13 protein-coding genes and 1 rRNA gene are annotated in these 17,628 nt (G+C 39.7%); 6 read left to right on the top strand and 8 right to left on the bottom strand.

The features are described from left to right. Positions 1-39: 39 nt before the first annotated feature. The 3 genes from H5160_RS13940 (at position 40) to H5160_RS13930 (ending at position 1,809) form a co-directional block, all read left to right on the top strand. On the top strand, positions 40-249 hold the full coding sequence (locus H5160_RS13940; protein ID WP_007580429.1) for a cold-shock protein: 210 nt from the start codon (positions 40-42) through the stop codon (positions 247-249). Between the two features lie 231 nt (positions 250-480). Beyond that, positions 481-729: a DUF3297 family protein gene (locus H5160_RS13935; RefSeq protein WP_002963088.1), complete on the top strand. Its 249-nt coding sequence runs from the start codon at positions 481-483 to the stop codon at positions 727-729. A 177-nt stretch (positions 730-906) separates the two neighbouring features. Then, complete coding sequence (locus H5160_RS13930; protein WP_182724840.1) at positions 907-1,809, top strand: homocysteine S-methyltransferase family protein; 903 nt, start codon at positions 907-909, stop codon at positions 1,807-1,809. A 167-nt stretch (positions 1,810-1,976) separates the two neighbouring features. On the opposite strand, the gene H5160_RS13925 is transcribed toward H5160_RS13930, so the two are convergent. Together H5160_RS13925 and H5160_RS13920 are read right to left on the bottom strand one after the other, a co-directional pair. Continuing rightward, a complete protein-coding gene (locus tag H5160_RS13925) occupies positions 1,977-2,828 on the bottom strand; it encodes an alpha/beta hydrolase (protein WP_182737781.1) in 852 nt (283 codons plus the stop codon). 140 nt (positions 2,829-2,968) lie between these two features. Beyond that, positions 2,969-3,385 (bottom strand): MerC domain-containing protein, encoded by a 417-nt coding sequence (locus tag H5160_RS13920; protein ID WP_182737780.1) that lies wholly within the window; start codon positions 3,383-3,385, stop codon positions 2,969-2,971. 141 nt (positions 3,386-3,526) lie between these two features. Here H5160_RS13920 and H5160_RS13915 point away from each other — a divergent pair, with 141 nt between their 5' ends. Continuing rightward, positions 3,527-5,920: a TonB-dependent receptor gene (locus H5160_RS13915; protein WP_182737779.1), complete on the top strand. Its 2,394-nt coding sequence runs from the start codon at positions 3,527-3,529 to the stop codon at positions 5,918-5,920. Between the two features lie 32 nt (positions 5,921-5,952). After that, on the top strand, positions 5,953-7,353 hold the full coding sequence (locus H5160_RS13910) for a 5-methyltetrahydrofolate--homocysteine methyltransferase (protein WP_182737778.1): 1,401 nt from the start codon (positions 5,953-5,955) through the stop codon (positions 7,351-7,353). A 97-nt stretch (positions 7,354-7,450) separates the two neighbouring features. On the opposite strand, the gene H5160_RS13905 is transcribed toward H5160_RS13910, so the two are convergent. The 5 genes from H5160_RS13905 to H5160_RS13885 form a co-directional block, all read right to left on the bottom strand. Then, positions 7,451-8,752, bottom strand: a complete 1,302-nt coding sequence (locus H5160_RS13905) for a DEAD/DEAH box helicase (RefSeq protein WP_182737777.1) — start codon at positions 8,750-8,752, stop codon at positions 7,451-7,453. 160 nt (positions 8,753-8,912) lie between these two features. Then, positions 8,913-10,103, bottom strand: coding sequence for an alpha/beta hydrolase-fold protein (locus tag H5160_RS13900; RefSeq protein WP_182737775.1), 1,191 nt, complete (start codon positions 10,101-10,103; stop codon positions 8,913-8,915). A gap of 111 nt (positions 10,104-10,214) precedes the next feature. After that, positions 10,215-12,035 (bottom strand): glutamine--fructose-6-phosphate transaminase (isomerizing), encoded by a 1,821-nt coding sequence (gene glmS, locus H5160_RS13895; protein WP_182716909.1) that lies wholly within the window; start codon positions 12,033-12,035, stop codon positions 10,215-10,217. 46 nt (positions 12,036-12,081) lie between these two features. Further along, positions 12,082-12,846, bottom strand: coding sequence for a DeoR/GlpR family DNA-binding transcription regulator (locus tag H5160_RS13890; protein WP_182720403.1), 765 nt, complete (start codon positions 12,844-12,846; stop codon positions 12,082-12,084). A 184-nt stretch (positions 12,847-13,030) separates the two neighbouring features. After that, positions 13,031-16,471, bottom strand: coding sequence for a VCBS repeat-containing protein (locus H5160_RS13885; RefSeq protein WP_182737774.1), 3,441 nt, complete (start codon positions 16,469-16,471; stop codon positions 13,031-13,033). A gap of 184 nt (positions 16,472-16,655) precedes the next feature. Here H5160_RS13885 and H5160_RS13880 point away from each other — a divergent pair, with 184 nt between their 5' ends. Further along, complete coding sequence (locus H5160_RS13880) at positions 16,656-17,183, top strand: sugar O-acetyltransferase (RefSeq protein WP_182737773.1); 528 nt, start codon at positions 16,656-16,658, stop codon at positions 17,181-17,183. 328 nt (positions 17,184-17,511) lie between these two features. On the opposite strand, the gene rrf is transcribed toward H5160_RS13880, so the two are convergent. Beyond that, positions 17,512-17,626: ribosomal RNA gene (rrf, locus tag H5160_RS13875) — 5S ribosomal RNA — on the bottom strand. Positions 17,627-17,628 lie beyond the last annotated feature (2 nt).

Genomic DNA, 17,628 nt, shown 5'->3' with positions numbered 1-17,628 from the left:
TTTCAGGCACACTTATATTAATTTTTTAGGATACATATTATGTCTAATACAACTACTGGTTCAGTAAAATGGTTTAACGAAGCAAAAGGTTTTGGTTTTATCGAGCAAGAATCTGGCGCAGACGTGTTCGCACATTTCAGCGCGATCTCTGGCGACGGTTTTAAAACTTTAGCTGAAGGCCAACGTGTACAGTTTACTGTTACTCAAGGTCAAAAAGGCCCACAAGCCGAGAACATTGTTAGCATCTAACTGCTACACAATTTAATGGGTTAGCAATAGCCCATTAATATACTTATCTATATAATTTTTAGTCAAATATCGTCAAAATCCCCTTCTATACATATTTTCCAAGCGCCATCTTATTTGTATCCGCAACTCATTAATTAGTGCATTTTTAAACACATTTACTACTATCTCTCTTGAGCGAAAGCTTTGTATTGCCTACAATAGCGCATACTTCATTCAATATAGAATATGACCATGAACGACACTACCGCAAAACCTGCTTTACCAGATCGCCTTTCTATTAATCCACGTAGCCCACATCATGTGGAAGAAGTTTTTGAACACGATATTGGTATCACGTTCAACGGCAAAGAGCGTTTTGATGTTGAAGAATACTGCATCAGCGAAGGTTGGATAAAGTTTGCATCTCCAAAAGGGCTTGATCGTCGCGGACAACCACTTTTACTTACAAGAAAAGGCACTGTTGAAGCCTTTTATAAGTAAGCTAATCATACTTACTAAAAAGCGACACCTTATTAGGTAGTCGCTTTTTTTGTGCATTTTTATAACTCATTTAATAGGTTTAGCTTTATTCATGCTCAACCTGATGAAGTTTCATTATAATTATTTAAAAAGTATGTTTGAATAACGCCATATAGTTTAGATATACAGAAACCCACAATGAATAAAGTAACTATTTTAGATGGCGGCATGGGACGTGAACTTAAGCGCATTGGCGCACCGTTCTCACAGCCACTTTGGAGCGCACAAGCACTAATAGAAGCCCCGCATTTTGTAACCCAAGCACACCAAGGTTTTATAGATGCCGGTGCTGAAATAATTACAGCTAACAGCTACGCCTGTGTGCCCTTTCATTTAGGTGAAGAGCTATATCAAGCTCAAGGCGCAGCCCTTGCACAGCAAGCTGCCGTTATTGCAAAAGAAGTAGCTCAAAATGCTAAACAAAATGTATTAGTAGCAGGTTCATTACCACCAGCATTTGGCTCTTACCGCCCTGAACTATTTGAAAGCGAACGCGCATTTACTATTTTAGATACACTATACAAAGCGCAAGACGAGCACGTAAATTTATGGATTGGCGAAACTATATCGAGTATTGAAGAAGCGCACGTTATGGCAAGCGTCCTTAAAGGCTCAAACAAGCCATGTTATTACGCATTTACTTTAACTGATGTGATAAGCGAGCAAGCGACACTTCGCTCTGGTGAGCTGGTAAGTGACGCAGTAACGGCTTTGCTTCAACAAAATGTTGCTGGTATTTTCTTTAACTGCTCAATACCTGAAGTTATAGATCAAGCCTTTAGCGATACCAACGCAGTATTAGCCAAGCAAAATAAAAGTGTTGTTTTAGGGGCGTTTGCTAATGGCTTTACACCTATAGCACGCGATTACAAAGCCAACGAAGGCTCACAAGCGTATCGCGATATTTCACCTTCAGAATATCTAGACTTTGCTAAAAAATGGCACAGCCAGGGCGCAAGCATTATTGGTGGCTGCTGTGGTATAGGCCCTGAGTTTATTGAAGTGCTGGTAAACTGGAAAAAGAAACTTGAAAGCGCCTAAGCTTTTAGTGCTTTTTAGGGCTTATTGGCTACACCAATCGTGTTAAGTTATTAGGCATTTATAGCGACAGATAAATAGCGTGATAACAAGGCATAAATATCGACATGTAGCTGTTCTACATGAGAAATTTATGCCTTGTTAGCGCTCTATTTAGCACGCTAGAATGATTAAATATTTAAGTCGATTGGTGTCATTCCCAACACCCAATCAAGCCCTTGTATTGCTGTAGTAGGAAATGCGGTTGCATGGCTCGACCCTTCAATAACAACGCTTTTTAGTTCAATATTGTCACTGCTAAGTGCATTAATTTTTTGCGTTAATTGCTTTGCCCCTTCCACCATATTTTGCCCTTCACCAAAGCTTAGCGTTTCCTTTGCCCCTACCGATATATAAACCTTTATAGGCACTTTAGGCTTATGTGCTTGTAGCGCTAATACTGCATTGCTGTTAAACCAAACCGATGGGCTGCCAATAATATAATTGTTAAATAAATCGGGCATCGTAAATAAAATAGTGGCACCAAATAACCCGCCTAAAGAATTACCTATATAGGTTTTTTGTGTGCTACTTGCTCGGTAGTTACTTTGTATAAATGGCAGCACAGTATTTTTTAAAAACAGCGCATGATTTTGAGCGTTACCGGTTTGCTTTTTCCAGCTTTGAGCCTTATTTGGGGTGTAGTCTCTAATTCGACTATTAGACCCTCTAGATTCTTTTTCGTAGCTAATGGCCACAATAATAGCCTCCTGCATATTGCCGCTATTCATAGGAAACCGTGTAGCACCCGCCACAATAGGAAACGTATACGGTGCATCGGTTAAATAAATAACTGGATATATTTTTTCAGGATGCTTTTTATATGACTTAGGGAGCTGAATAAAAACAGGATATACCCGTTTAGTAGCAGGCTCAGTTAACTCAATAACACTACTTCTAGGGATTTGGTACGGGGTATTTGCGCTTAATTTAAAACACATTAAAGCGCAGAGTAACAGCAAGTATTTTAAAGCAGTATTCATTTATATTAATTAACCTAAGCCAAGCGTAATAATCGATATTGAATGACTACTTTAACTCACTTTTAGCTTTAGGCTATTAAAAAAAAAGTTAAATATTAAAAGGCAGTGCTACATGTTAGCTGTTTGTAGCACTGATAACGCTAAGCTGCCTGATCAGTTTCAGCGCTTGAACACGGGCAGTTATCGTCATTTTGTTTAAGGCATTGTTGGTAATTAAACCAATGAGCTACAGCAATAAACGCCGACCCAATTAAAGTAAACGCTTTTTCGGCAACCTCATGCCCTAGCAATACCGCACATATCATAAAGGCTAACCCAATAACGCCGCAGGCCATATAACGTAAACGCTTATGCTTTTTACAGCCTAAGCTTAATGCCAATAAACTTGTTGGCAATACCGCCGCAAGAATCCATAAATGAAACTGTTCACTATCTATTTGCAATACGGCAAAGCTTGGTAATAACGCTAAAATAACCGGGGTTGCAAAACAATGTACTGTGCACATTACCGATAACCCAATTGCCATACGATCCATAACACTTTGACTCAACTTCATTATTTCCTCGACTAAATCAGTGTCTCCACTCAAAAACGTTACTTTTAAAGAGACATTTTAATAACATCAGTTAATTACTATTGATACATTATAACATTTCCCACATAATTGATATAATATAACATCCACCAAGGTAGTCAAATGAAACGTAGATCACAATTAGCTGTTCTCATAGCAGCTTTATTACCTGCAAGTGTGCTTGCATCCACAATAGAGGGCGTTGTTTTAAACAACAAAGGTAAAGTAGTTACCAATGCAACAGTAGAAGTTGAAGGCTCAGACCTTAAAGTAACCACCGATGAAAACGGTAAATTTGTAATAGCAGAGCTAAACAATGGCTTAAAAGAGCTACATGTTGTAGCCCCTGGTTATGCTCACCTTCATCGCGATATAACAATAACGAATGATGAAAACCAATCGGTTACTTTTAATTTAAAGCGCTCGCCTATTGAAGTTATTGATATTGAAGCAACCCCTATTCATATGTCGGCAATGGAATCTGCGTCGCCTGTTAGTGTTTTATCTGGCGAACAACTAAGGCGCCAACAAGCCGCAACCCTTGGCGATAGCCTTGAAAAACTCCCAGGCGTTAATACAAATTTTCACGGAAAAGTAGCCAGCACACCTATTATTCGTGGCTTAAGCGGCCCGCGTGTACTCATTACTCAAAATGGCCTTGATGTCAGTGATGTATCTCGCGTTGGCCCCGATCACTCTGTTGCTTCGGAGGCGTCTACCGCACAACAAATTGAAGTTTTACGCGGCCCAGCAACACTGTTTTATGGCAGTGGCGCAATTGGTGGCGTAGTAAATGTGGTAGATAACCGCGTACCAACCGACAGTACAACACGCGGCGAGTGGAACGTAGAACATAACTCTGTTGATAACCAAAAAGTGGCCTCGTTTAATGCCACCACAGGTACCGATTCATTTGCTTTTTATGCCGATGCGTTTTGGCGTGAAGCTGATGACTACGAGGTACCTGTAGCCGCAGCTATAGATAGCGACGGTGAAGGCCATAGTGGCGATTACAAAGTTGAAAACAGTAATGAAGAGTCTGATGGTTTTACTGTTGGCGCTAGCTATTTAATAGATAACGGCTTTATTGGCTTAGCAGTAGAGCAATTTAATCGTCAATACGGTATTCCTGGTCATACGCACGGCGAGGAAGGAGAAGAACACAGCGACGAAGAAGAAAGGGTATTTGCTGATTTAGAGCAAACTAAAGTGCAATTATTAGGTGAGTACAACCTAGATAATAAATGGCTAAACAAAGTTAACCTGCGCGCTGGCCATACCGACTACGAACACGCTGAAATTGAAGGTGGCGCTGTAGGCACCACATTTAAAAACGAAACAAACGAATTACGCATAGACCTACTACATAACCAATTTAGCGAGTGGAATGGCGGCATTAGCTTTCATTACAAACAAAGCGATGTTGAAGCACAAGGTGAAGAGGCTTTTACGCCTCCATCTAAAACCGAAAGCTTTGCTGTAGCGTTAATGGAAGAAAGGCACTTTGGGGATTTTTTAGTGCAGTTAGGTGGGCGTATTGAGCGTGTAACAATTAAAGCAGGCGACGTATTACTGCCAAATATTGACGCTCACGCACACGATGAAGTAGAAGAAACCGACGAGCATGATCACGACCACGAAGAAAGCGCAGAAACCATTCGCGTATTTGATGTAGAGCATGAATTTACACCAATCAGTTTATCGGCAGGCGTAGTTTGGGATTTTACACCTAACTATAACTTAGGGCTTTCGGTATCGCGCTCTGAACGTGCGCCTTCTGCCTCTGAATTGTTATCGTTTGGGCCGCATATTGGTACTGGCACTTACGAAGTAGGCGCACTATTTGATTTAGATGAAGACGGCCATTTAGGTTTGTCTGATCAAGCAATTGACCTAGAAACAGCCAATAATGTTGATTTAACCCTGCGTAAAACCCAAGGTGATGTTGGCTTTATTCTAAATGCCTTTTACAACCAAGTAGATAACTATTATTACCAAATAGACACTGGTTTATACGCACAAAGTGGCCACGACCATGGCGATGACGAACACGACCATTCATCAGAACTGCCGGTTTATTTATTTAAAACAGGCGACGTAATTTTACACGGGTTTGAAGCGCAAATTGCGTGGCAATTAACCGATGAATTTAAAGTAGATTTATTCTCTGATTACGTGCGTGCACGCCTTAAAGACGGCGGCGATTTACCCCGTACTCCACCGCTTCGTTTTGGCAGCGAACTAAGCTACCAAACAGATAAACTAAGTGCGCATATTCACGTTACTCGCTATCAAAAGCAAGACCGCACAGCCCCACAAGAAACAGCCACAGGCGGTTACACATTGGTTGATGCAAGCATCTCTTACGACCTTTCAGTATTAAACCAAGATATGTCTGTGTACCTGCGAGGCACCAACTTAACAGATACAGAAGCACGCGTGCACAGCTCGTTTGTAAAAGATATAGCACCACGTCCAGGGCGTAGCTTTGCGCTAGGCATTCGCGGTTATTTTTAAGCATTAAAAAATTATAATTAAGGGAAATAAACATGAAAAAACTATACAAATTAAAGCTTATTGCACTGGCTATTAGCACTACATTTATTACAGCCTGTGGCGATGCCCAAACTAATATTGTAGAAAAAGATCCTATTGTTGTAGAAGACGAGCACGATCATGACGATGATGATCACGACCATGATGATGGCTACACCATAGACTCACTTGGCAGGTTAGCTGTGCTTGCAGGCAACAGCAACGAAGCCAGTTTTTATGACCTAGATGACAACTCACTTCTTGAAACATTTACTCTGACGAATGATTCAAACACGATGTCGTCATCGCCTGATTTTCGTTATGCCGTTATTGTAAGCAGAGCACAAGATTACTTAGGCTTTATTGATGGTGGTTTATGGCGTGAAGACCATGGCGAGCATTTACACGACTACGAGCAAAGCCCAGCGGCTAGTAGCTATGAGTTAACAAGTGGCAGTCGCCCTACTCACCTTATAAAACACGACGGCCAATTAGCTGTTTTTTATGATGGTGATGCAGACTCAGGCACAGTTGCCTCTGTTGAAGTATTAACAGATAACGACATAACAAGCGCAACAGCAACGCTACCGAGTATTAGCTACGATATTAATATGCACGGCGTAGCAGAGCCTCGCGGTGAGCATTTATTATCAACACTTCGCCGTGATGACAGCGAAAGCACATCGGTTGCTAAAGTACTGCCAGACCAAGTAGGTGTTTATCATTTTCATGATGGTGAATACGAGCTAGAACAAACCTTAGAAGTTACGTGCCCTGATTTACACGGTGCTGCACAAAACCACGACTACGTGGCATTTGGCTGTAGTGATGGTGTGTTATTAGCCCACCAGCACGATGATGAATACGAAGCTGAAAAAATAGCGAACATTGCAGCCGTTGGCGATTTACGCATTGGTAGTATTTATGGCCACGAAGATAGCGAGACCTTTATTGGCGTAGCGTCTGGCCACGGTGGCGGCGAAGCCGTAATTGTAACTATTAACCCAGCAACAGCACAAATGGAAGAACTAGAATGGCAACTTGCTGATGGCGCAAGTGCTGTGTCGTACTCTTTTTCTGCCCATGGCGAGCACTTTTTATTATTAGACAGCTTAGGCTTTTTAAATGTATTTAGCGCACACGACCATGATGGCGAAATGCATTGGGAGCTTGAAGGCCAAGTTGATATTACTCAAGCAAACGTAACCACAATGCCCGAAGGAATGAGCTTTAGTATGACAGTGGCGCAAAATGGTCAGTTTGCTTATGTAGCCGACCCTATTGCTCAGCACGTTGTGCAAGTACACCTTGAAGACTTAGAAATTGAAAGTGAGCTAGAGTTAACTTTTCCACCTACAAGCATTACCTGGTTAGGGATTGCACAAGAAATAGAAGATGAAGATCACGACCATTAATTTAAAACTAACGCTTTAAGTTAAAGCCACAAAACAAAAAACCCGTAATTAGGTTTACTAATTACGGGTTTTTACAGCTATTTATTTAGCTCTATTGTTACTTACGGCGCCAGCCACTCCATACATCATCTATATCATCGGCTTTATTTTTTTTCTTTTTCTTGCCTGTGCCTTCTGGTTTTGCCATTGGCTTTTCATTTTTAAGCGCCTGTGCAGCATCAAGGTTAGCTTGGTTTACAGCAAAGCCTGTAACCTCTTCACGCTCTAAGCGTAGTTTGTTTTTCTTCTCGATAATTTTAAAGTGATGTAAATCTTCATAATCAATTAACGATAACGCTAAACCAACTTCACCAGCACGGCCGCTTCGGCCAATACGGTGCATATAATCAGAAGGGCTGCGTGGTAGGTTAAAGTTTATTACCACTGGCAGCTTCTCAATATCTAAACCACGTGCAGCAATATCGGTTGCGATAAGTACTTCGATTTCGCCCGCTTTAAATTTTTCTATTACGCGAGTACGCTCACTTTGGCCTTTATCGCCATGGAAAACTTGTGCATTAACACCGCGCTTTTCAAGTTTACTAGCTAAATGCTCACAGTCTTTTTTCGCGTTCACAAAAATCAGCGCTTGGCGCCATTTATGCGTTTTAATTAAATGTGCTAAAACTGTGGTTTTTTCACCTTTGTTTACGGTAAAAACACGCTGTACTAAGGTGCTTTCATCTTTGTTTTGTACTTGTATTTCAACTGGGTCGTTTAAAAGCTCTTGCGTTAATAGCTTAACTTGCTCAGGGAAAGTTGCTGAAAACAACATGGTTTGTTTTTTAGCAGGCATTAACGCTAAAAGCTCAGCAAGCTCTTCAGTAAAACCAAGGCTTAGCATGCGGTCGGCTTCATCAAGCACAAGCGTATTTAGTTTATCGAGCTTAATAGCATTGCTTGAGATTAAATCGAGTAAACGTCCTGGTGTTGCCACTATAATATCAGCACCGCCACGAAGAGCCTGCATTTGTGTATTAACCGATACACCACCAAACACAGCTACTGTTTTAATCGCGCCATTAAAGTTTGCAGAGTACGATTTAACACTATCGGCCACTTGCGTAGCAAGCTCACGGGTAGGTACCAAAATAAGCCCCGTTACAAAGTTACCTTTGCTCGCTGTTTTTTTAGAGCCCAGCTCTAAAAATAGCTTTTGTAGCATAGGCAAAGCAAATGTAGCTGTTTTACCTGAGCCGGTATTTGCCCCCGCAATTAAATCACTGCCCGCAAGCACACAAGGTATAGCCTTAGCTTGAATTGGCGTAGGCTGGGTATATTCCAAATCGGTTAAACGAGCTAATAGCTCTGGAATAAGGCCAAGTTCGGAAAAAGTGCTAGGGCTTGTTGCTGAGGTCATAAAAATTGTGGGCTCATTGCTAAAAAAGTAGCCTGTAATTTTAGCGTATTTAGCGCTTATTAAGTAGGTATTAGTGATTTTAATGTTTTCATAGATAACAGCTGCGTGTTGTAAAGGTAACTGTAAGCGCAGGCTACCCCCCGCGCTTTGCCCTTTTATATTACTGAGTTTTATTTAACTGCGTTTGCAATCTACTTTTAGTCTCTTTTAAGGCATTTAAATAGGGGTATGTGGTATCTGCAACATTTAAAGCAGCCTCTATTTTAATAAGTGCTTGTTGTATATTACCTTTTAATTCATAGCCATAACCTAACCCCCATAGTGCATCAACAGATTGTGGGTGATGCTTAACATTATGCTTAAATACTGCCAAAGCACGCTCATATTGCTGCATATTTACTAGGTTGTAACCAAGTTGCCTAACAGCTGCCTCTGGAGGTGTTATTTGCTCCCCCCATTGCTGAGATAACTTTTTATAATAAACATCAATAGATTCTATATCATCGCTTAAAGCACTCATTGGCATTTGTTTGGGTAAAAACAAATTATGGTAGGCATTAAATACCCCAGCGGCCGATGTTAAGTTATGCGATACATTATCAAATGCATCACTGAAAAAGCGTAAATTTGGCAAGCTATTAGATTGCAAAGCTTGCTGCAGCTCATTATATCGCTCACGCATTAAGCCAGCTTCTTCGCCAATATTTATATAAACATAGTTATTCAGATCTTTTGATTTATTGATAAACGACTTAGTCGCTTTTACGGATGCGCCATAGTTCCACCAAACGGCAGGGCTGTAAGCAATGTGTGCTTGGAAAAGCTCAGGGTTAACTTGCATTGTATAAAGCGAAAATACGCCTGCCGCAGACGCTCCTGCGATCACATTATAATTGTGCGTACGGTAACTTTTATTAATCAAAGGCATAAGTTCTTGCTCAATAAATGCTAAAAACTTTGCTGCACCACCGCCTTTACCTACCGGGCCTTGTGGCTCTTTATTAACTGTGGGGTATAAATCTCTTAAGCGATTGGTGTTTTCAATAGCGACAATAATAACCTCAGGTGCACGATTATTATTTTTCAGTCGATCCATTACAGCACTTATAAGCGGTATGTTACCCGCGCCATCTAGGCGATAAATAACTGGATAAACTTTGTTTGGATTAGCTTGATAACTCTTTGGAAGCTGGACTACAACTGTGCGCTCTTCGTTTAAAATTGCTGAATTAATAGTATGTATTTGTTGCGTATAGCTAATGGTTTGCTGTTTTAAATCAGGCTCTGCAAGTGTGCTACTAGAATAAAATATAAATAAACTACATATAAAAACAGCGGTTAATAAACGCATTACTAATCCTTTAGAAAATAGTGTGTTATTTAATCTAACAGGCTTTGAGGTACAAAAAAAGGCGCATTAAGCGCCTTTAATCTTCAACAAGTAATTACCAACCAATTGACCTTACTCAACCGTAACCGATTTAGCTAAATTACGTGGTTGGTCAACGTCGGTACCTTTAATTACCGCTACATAGTACGACAGTAACTGTAATGGCAGCGTGTAAACAATTGGCGCAATAATGTCGTCAGTGTGGTTTACGTTGATTACACGCATTGTGTCGTCTGACTCAAAGTGTGAATCTTTATCTGCGAATACGTAAATAATGCCGCCACGTGCGCGTACTTCTTCTACGTTTGATTTAAGCTTTTCTAATAACTCATTGTTTGGTGCTACAACAATAATTGGCATGTCAGCATCAATAAGTGCGAGTGGGCCATGTTTTAGCTCGCCCGCTGCGTAGGCTTCTGCATGAATGTACGAAATCTCTTTAAGTTTAAGCGCACCTTCCATCGCGATTGGGTATTGTGAGCCACGACCTAAAAACAGTGAGTGATGCTTGTCGGCAAATTCTTCTGCAAGGTCTGCAATGCCATCTGCAAGCAGTAATGTTTCTTCAAGCTTAGCAGGTAGTACTTTTATAGCATTTACAATAGCACTTTGATCAAGCTGTTTTTCTTGAGCTATAGACGCAGTAAGCATTAACAAACCAACTAACTGCGTTGTGAATGCTTTAGTAGATGCCACGCCTATTTCAGCGCCTGCTTTAGTCATAAAGGCAAGGTCTGATTCGCGTACAAGCGATGAACCAGGTACGTTACAAATAGTCATTGAGGCCATGTAACCTTGCTCTTTAGCTAGGCGTAATGCAGCTAGCGTATCGGCAGTTTCACCCGATTGAGAAATAGTAACAAGTAAGCTATTTTCATGAACAAACGACTGACGGTATCTAAATTCAGAAGCTATTTCTACATTACAGCTAACGCCTGCAAATTGCTCAAGCCAATAACGTGCAACCATACCTGAATGGTAAGACGTACCACAGGCAATAATTTGCACGTGTTTTACGTCTTTAAATATTTGCTGAGCGCTTTCGCCAAAGGCATCAATTGCTACGCGGTCGTCGTTTAAACGCCCTTCAAGGGTATTACGTACCGCAAGTGGTTGCTCGTAGATTTCTTTTAGCATGTAGTGGCGGTAGTCGCCTTTGCCTGATGCATCTTGTGTAATGTTTGACTCAATCACTTCACGCTCTACAGCGTCGCCATTTTCATCAAAAATTTCTACTGTGTCACGTGTAATACGCGCTACATCGCCTTCTTCTAAAAAGATGAAGCTACGAGTAACAGGTAATAGTGCTAACTGATCAGAAGCTATAAAGTTTTCGCCAAGGCCTAAACCAATAACAAGAGGGCTACCTGAGCGCGCTACAATGATTTCGTTGTCGTTTGCTTTATCAAATACAACTGTACCAAACGCACCTTCAAACTGTTTAACAGCAGCTTGTACTGATGCTAGTAAAGTCGTGTGCTGCTTACGAAGCTTATGAATTAAGTGCACCATTACTTCGGTATCGGTTTCAGATAGAAACTCGTAGCCTTCTTCTTTAAGCGATGCGCGTAAGCTTGCGTGGTTTTCAATAATACCGTTGTGCACAAGTGCTAACTGGTTGTTTGATACATGTGGGTGTGCATTTGCTTCTGTAACGCTACCATGTGTTGCCCAGCGAGTGTGTGCAATACCTGTATGACCGCTAACGCCTGCTTTCTCAAGTGCAGCTTCTACGTTTACTACTTTACCTACTGCTTTAACAGTATTAAGTGTGTTGCCATCAAGCAATGCTACGCCTGCTGAGTCATAACCACGGTATTCAAGACGTTTAAGGCCTTCAACTAAAATTTTGTTTACTGGACGTTCTGCAACTGCCCCAACTATTCCACACATAGTGTCTCCATTAATTTTTTAATTCTAGTAACTCACTTTGTAGTTACTATTCAATAATCTCTGCGCAAATTAGTTTTACACCACACGCCTCAATTGCTTTGCGTTTTTCGTCTGCTAAGCCATTGTCGGTTATTAATGTGGTTACTATTTTCCACGGTAATTCTAAATTTGGTATTTTTCGGCCAATCTTATCTGATTCAACCATTACAATTACTTCACGAGCGGCTTTTGCCATAACTTGGCTTAAACCAACTAGCTCATTAAAGGTAGTAGTACCACGCTTTACATCTATGCCGTCAGCGCCAATAAATAGCTGATCAAAGTCGTAAGAGCATAATACGTTTTCGGCAACTTGCCCCTGAAATGATTCAGAATGTGGATCCCATGTTCCACCGGTCATCAAAAGTGTTGGCTCATTCTCGAGCGCTAGCAAACGACTCGCGACTTTAATGGCATTGGTCATTACAACTAACCCGCGCTTATTTGCAAGCTCAGGGATCATCGCAGCCGTAGTACGCCCGCTATCAATAATAATACGGTTATGATCTTTTATAAGTTTTGCTGCTGCCTTAGCTATAGCTACTTTGCGCTTTGAATCTATTTCATCGCTAACAATTTCTTTAGGCAGAGCAATAGCACCGCCGTAACGGCGCAGCAATAAGCCACTTTTTTCAAGCGCGGTTAAATCTTTTCGAATGGTTACTTCAGATGTTTGAAACTGTTCAGCTAAAATATCGACAGCCACTTCACCTAATTCATTAACTTGAGTAAGGATCAGATGGCGGCGTTGCTGGGTGTTTCGTTTGGTCATAAGTAATTACAATTAAGTTTCGCTTCGAAAGTTAGTGGATTTTAAACGAAACATAATAAATGGCAAGTGAATGCGTAAAAAAAGCGCAATGTGCGCTTTTTAATTTAACAGCATGTAGATGTGGTGAAACATTCTAACTTGCTCAGTGAGCTAGAAACTAGATTACTGAGCACGCTATTATTTTTTAGTTCAAATAAGGATATATTAAAAACTCACTACCTAAAATATATAAACTCCAAGAATCACGCTCATCTTTTTGAATTAATACATCGTGGTAATTATTCGAGATTTGTGGACTCTCCCAAATAACTTGATTTGATAACTTATCCACTAGGCTAATTGTTTTTTCTATAGAGTAATGCGCCAGATAGTTTCGGCCATAAACGCCACCTATAGCTTCATCGAGGATTTTCTCTTTGTGGTAAATTGTAAAGCCCTTAATTTGTTGTTCGTCCAAAATTTCTAATGCTTTCGTTTTCGTATCTAATACTATTAAACCACCTTCTTCATCGAAAGTACCAAAAGTACGATAATCAATTATTAGCTCTAGTTGAGGATCTGAATCTAGCTGAATAGCATGTACATGCGCTACATGGCTTGTTGTTTCTTGTAAGAAATCTAAAGGTACAGGCCAATTGCTACTGTCAATTGAAATGGGTGATAAGCTTGGATTTTCGTAAAAAGCTATACCTAAATCGTAATAACCTATTATTATTTTTGACAACTCCTCAGACGGCAAGTAAGGAAAGTAGGCTCTTGATACGACTTCTCCTGTTTGTTTAGCGATTGTGTAATATCTAATATCACTTTTAAAGCTCAAGTGTGTTTCGGACTCTGTAAAAGCAAAATCATACGAATTAGAAAAAGTCACTTCTGCAACGCTAGTTTGCCAAATTACACTGGTTGAACCTGTATTGCGTTTAACAATAAATGTCTCGTTGTTAATTTGAGTTAATGAATACTCAGTTTGATTTTCATTATCTTGCGTTAACAGCATCTCTCCAGTGAAAGTAACAGGTGCATTATTGTGCGTTACCTTAGCCGAACGGCCAAAATCTGAAATGCTAACCGTATCATCAACAGCACCAACAATATGAAGATTAGGAAGTTGACCTTGAGCCACTGATGAATACTCAAGCTGCCATAGCCCATTCTCATAGCTAAAGCTTTGCATCGCATATTCTTCGTATAAATAACTTCCTTCTAAACTATCTGTTTTGCTTACTAATAATGACTGTATTCCATCATTATCAAAATCAACAGCACCTATTACTCTCCCAATGGGGTTTTCAGCAATAGATACAGAGAACAATTGCCACTGCTGATCAAAGTAATAAAGCTCTTTTGAATTAGAAAAATAAACATGACTATAAGGACTATCTACTTCAAGGCTAATCGAAATACCATCATTGAAATTAGTCTCAAACTTTTCACTACCCACCTGCAGTTCACCACCTTCCCACCATATTAGTTCACTATAATGTTCGGCGGCCTTATATCTAGTTACACGACAATTATCACCACTGGTAAATGCCTTAAATTTATATTCAGAATAGGGTCCTATCAGGTATTTGTTCTGTTTGACATCAAATATACTTTCCCTATCAATTAACTCTTTAAAGCCGTCGTTATTCAAATCACAAACTTGAATCAAGCGATTTGAATAATTAAGTGAAAGGTCCGGCGCAACAATAAGCGTAGTGATAGAAAGATCATTTCCATTAATAAGATAGCTATCATACGAATGCCCCGCCGAAAGAAGAATATCTTCAATACCATCGCCGTTGTAATCAAATACCATAGAGTTATAATTTTCAGCCGAAACATCATCTATCAGCAAACTACTTGAGCCCTCATTAGTTAAAAATATTTGATGCTTAGCTGCCTCTTGGTTGTAAGTAATACTTAGCCAATTTAGTTGCGTCCCTGACTGATTAAGAAATGCACCTACATGCTCAACATTTGAAGGTAAGGGAGGTATCCATTTATTGTATTCTAGCAACCCTGTCTCACTGAGACTTAAGATATAATTATCATTACCGCGTAATACACCCCTTTTTTGGTTCGAAAGCTTAATTGAAGCTACACTGGATGTTGAGTTGTTCACATAACCAACTGAGCGATTATCTACGCCACCGAGTGATTGAAGGTTGATTTGGTGCTTAATTCTTATTTGATTGTCAGAGTTTGAGATATCAACAGCAAAATTTACGTTTAAATTACTACCAAAGTCAGGCGCGTTGCTTAACCAATTAATCTCTCCTTGTTCTGAAATCGAGATATTACTTGGCCCATAAGCAATTTTGTATTCAAAAGGACCATCGAACTCATCATTAGATAAGTTAATAATGGCTGTATAGTGTTCACCTAATTCTATTTCATCATATGCAGTAATGTCAGAAACAATTGCTGGCAGTTTTTCTAATTTAAACTCATGCTCCACAGTATTTTCTGCACCACTTGGGTCTACAACTGTTAACGAAATACGATAAAGGCCAGGTAGGTCTCCAATAAAGTCAATTTTGCTACCGGTGCCAAGTTGCCAACTAGCATTCTGCGGAAAAGTTATTAATTTCCACTCATAACCTAATGGTTCAAAATCAGGGTCCTTGGACTGCGTTGCATCAAGAGTAAGGATAGAGTGTCGTAGAGCTTTGTTCGAGCCTGAAATACTTGCTATAGGAATAGAGTTGGCAGTATTGTTATAAACATTATCTAAGTCAGTTAAATAAAACTCTAGTGGCAAAAATTCATTAGATAGATGTATGGTCGAAATGCCATTAGCTTTGAGAGCTACACTAGCAGTATTTTGTGATATTAGGGTGTACTTTGCTCCTATTATTGAAGGCAGAGATATATCATTGGTTGGATAAAACTCATCAGTTTTTATTGTTAGTTTTCCTAAATCACTAAAATAAACTTCGCCATTAAAACCAATACCATACCCAACATTGGTTGCATCTAAAACAGCATCAAGCCTTACATTAGAGAATAAAATATCAAGGGAATTTTCATCAGCACCTTTAAATTGAATATTTACAGTAGCGCTACTGTCACTATTAACTCCCTGACTATTAGCAATAGCAAAACCTTCTGTTAAATAGGTAACCCCAAGCACTTCGTTACTAATTGTTAAACTAGGTACTACCCCATATTCTAAAACAAATTCAGCGTTAGAGTTTTCGATATAAATATCAGATTGCCCATTAAAAACCCACCCAGCAGCAGAGCAATTGTTATAAGTAATTATATAGTGCTGATTAGCCTCTTCCTCTTTCATGTCAGCAGAGCCAGTAACACAACCGAAATTATCAGATTGGTTATCTAGCACTGGGTCGTGGAGAAATAGATTTTGATAATCCTCTCCAAATACTATGGAATTTAGGCTATCTATTAGATATGAGTACTGAGTTGTTAGTTGAGTTACATTACTTGCTGTTATTTCGAATAAAGATAATTCACCGTCATAGGTAGGCGTATTTTGATAATCAGGCTTAACAAATTTAGTTTTTCCAGAAGAACCAGAATCATTATTAGCAGGTTGGCTGGCATCATTACCCCCTCCCCCACAACCGGCTAAAATAATTGTTAAACAGAATAATTTAGTTAGTTTATTTAATTTCATTACTTACTCCTTGTAACATGAATTTTACATTATTAAAGCTTTTTTAAAAAGGAATATGATAAAAGTCAAAATTTGTTTAAAACCTTTTTAGCCCATACAAAAAGGTAATAACAACTTTTCAGTAAAATATATAAGCATGAGATAATACTTAATAATGTATGCATATAAATGAATAACAAACTCAATGAAATTATTTAATAGCGTGACTAAGCCATATTTAATGCAAAGAAAACAAACAGGCGAGATATGCCGATTATTCAATAAAAGCCCGAGCAAAGGTAATTTAAAGCGTATTAAAGAGCTGTTCGCACAATGCGGTGAAGAGGTAATTATAGAATCAGGTTTTCATTGCGATTATGGCAATCAAATAGTTATTGGTGATCGTACTTTTATGAATGTTAATTGCACACTTCTCGATTCGCCATTAGCCAATTACTCAATCACCATAGGTAATGACTGCTTAATAGGCCCGAACGTTCAGCTTTTAGCTGTGTCACATGCTACTAATCCAGCAGAAAGGTTTAATAAGGAAAACTTTGCAGCACCTATCGCGTTAGGCAATAACGTATGGATTGGCGCAGGCGCTATTATTCTTGCTGGAGTTAATATAGGCGAAAATAGTATTGTGGGTGCGGGTGCTGTGGTTACTAAAAATGTAATGGCTAATACCGTAGTAGCGGGTAATCCAGCTCGTGAAATAAGAACACTGTAGATATTCTCGATGTGATTTTAGCGTCAGGAGTCACTACGCTCGCTCGCCCTACGTGATGGATGGTTAATGTGAGTGTCTATTAATTGCGCGCATTTCACTTTTCTACAGACGTAAAAAAGCCCGACTCTTTCGAATCGGGCTTTCTACAATTTGAAGCCTGGTAATGTCGTAGTGCCACAGCGGTGGAGAGCCACATAGCAAATGCTACACTATCATCGTTCGAAGCTTTGGTTTCACTACCGAGTTCGGCATGGGCTCTTGGTTATTTACTAAATCCCAGACAGCAAAAAACCCGTCACGTTTCTGTAACGGGTTTCTTTAATTTGAAGCCTGGTAATGTCCTACTTTCACATAGCAAATGCTACACTATCATCGGCGCTGTTTCGTTTCACTACTGAGTTCGGCATGGAGTCAGGTGGGTCCAAAACGCTATTGTCACCAAGCA

This window comes from Pseudoalteromonas sp. SG43-4 (genome assembly GCF_014164325.1).
Taxonomy (GTDB): Bacteria; Pseudomonadota; Gammaproteobacteria; order Enterobacterales; family Alteromonadaceae; genus Pseudoalteromonas; species Pseudoalteromonas distincta.
This window is presented reverse-complemented; position numbering and strand designations above follow the sequence as displayed.